1 protein-coding gene is annotated in these 1,394 nt (G+C 67.2%); it reads right to left on the reverse strand.

Going from position 1 to position 1,394, the window contains the following annotated elements; all coding sequences use genetic code 11:
- Nucleotides 1-164: 164 nt before the first annotated feature.
- Nucleotides 165-1,087, reverse strand: a protein-coding gene (locus IE185_RS32810; protein WP_373303782.1) for an IS5 family transposase whose coding sequence is annotated in 2 segments (ribosomal slippage) — nt 165-712 and nt 712-1,087 — 924 coding nt in all. Because the reading frame shifts where the segments join, the coding sequence is not laid out codon by codon here.
- Nucleotides 1,088-1,394 lie beyond the last annotated feature (307 nt).

Genomic DNA, 1,394 nt, shown 5'->3' on the forward strand with positions numbered 1-1,394 from the left:
ACGTAGACTCACACTCGCAGCATGAACCCCTGTGTCCACACTCCGGGGGGCACCTCACACTGGCGACGCAGACGACAACACCAAGCCCGCATCAGCCACTACAAACGACGCGGCCACACACCACCAGAAATTGCCCAACCGTCACGGCAAAGACCGTTGCAGTACTAGGCGGTGTCTGATGGCTCTTTGATGAGGTCGCGGAGCCAGATCACGATGGCTGCTGTGGCCAGGGTGCCGTTGAAGATGTAGTCGCGTTTGTCGTACCGAGTCGCGACGGCCCGGTGCTGTTTCAGCTTCCCGATGCAGCGTTCGACGGTGTTGCGCTGGCGGTACTGCTCGCGGTCGAAGGACGGCGGGCGTCCGCCGGCTCGGCCGCGCCCGCGGCGCTTCGCGCGCTGGTCGTCCGGCTGGGCGATGGTTGCCTTGATCCCGCGTTTACGCAGGTAGACGCGGTTGGCGCGACTGGAGTACGCCTTGTCGCCGCGGGCCCGGTCCGGCCGGGTGCGGGGACGTCCGGCTCCGGTGCGGGCAACGTTCAGGGCCTGCATGAGCGGGATGAACATCGGGCTGTCCCCGCGCTGGCCGGGCGAGGTCAGCCAGACCAGGGGACGGCAGCGGTCATCTGCCAGCAGGTGGACCTTGCTGGTCAGCCCGCCCCGGGAGCGTCCCAGGGACTCACGGCCCTCTGCGTCCACACGTGTGCCACCCCTTTTTCGGGATGGTCGGCCGGGGGTGCATGCCGGGCTCCGGCCGCGTGCTGGTGGGCCCGGCAGGTGGTGGAGTCGACGTTGACCGCCCACGAGCCCTCCGCGTCCTGCCCGGTGGAGTCGGCGCCGGCCTGCAACGCTCGCAGAATCTTCGACCAGGTCCCGTCGGCCGACCAGCGGCGGTGGCGTTCGTAGACGGTCTGCCAGGAGCCGTAGCGTTCGGGCAGGTCACGCCAGGGAATGCCGGTCCGGGTCCGGTAGAGCACGCCGTTGACCACGGTCCTGTGGTCGGCCCACCGTCCACCGGGCCCGCCGGTCTCCGGCAGCAGCGGGGCTATGCGATCCCACTGAGCATTCGTCAGTTCATGCCGACGCACCATGACCGACTCATGCCCGGAGCGGCAGCAGATCCACCACCCCGGGCAAGAGCCATCAGACACCGCCTAATACTGCAACGGTCTTTGCCGTGACGGTTGGGCAATTTCTGGTGGTGTGTGGCCGCGTCGTTTGTAGTGGCTGATGCGGGCTTGGTGTTGTCGTCTGCGTCGCCAGTGTGACCAGTGCAGGACGTGGTCGATGGGTGCTGGGTGGCGGCGAGTGAGGCGGTGGATCAGACGCCTGAGTTCGGAGAGGCTGAGGGGGGCAAGGTCGGAGGATCCGTTTCTGCTTTCTCTGCATCGAGTTCGC

It is taken from the genome of Streptomyces chryseus, from assembly GCF_014650755.1.
Lineage (GTDB): Bacteria > Actinomycetota > Actinomycetes > Streptomycetales > Streptomycetaceae > Streptomyces > Streptomyces chryseus.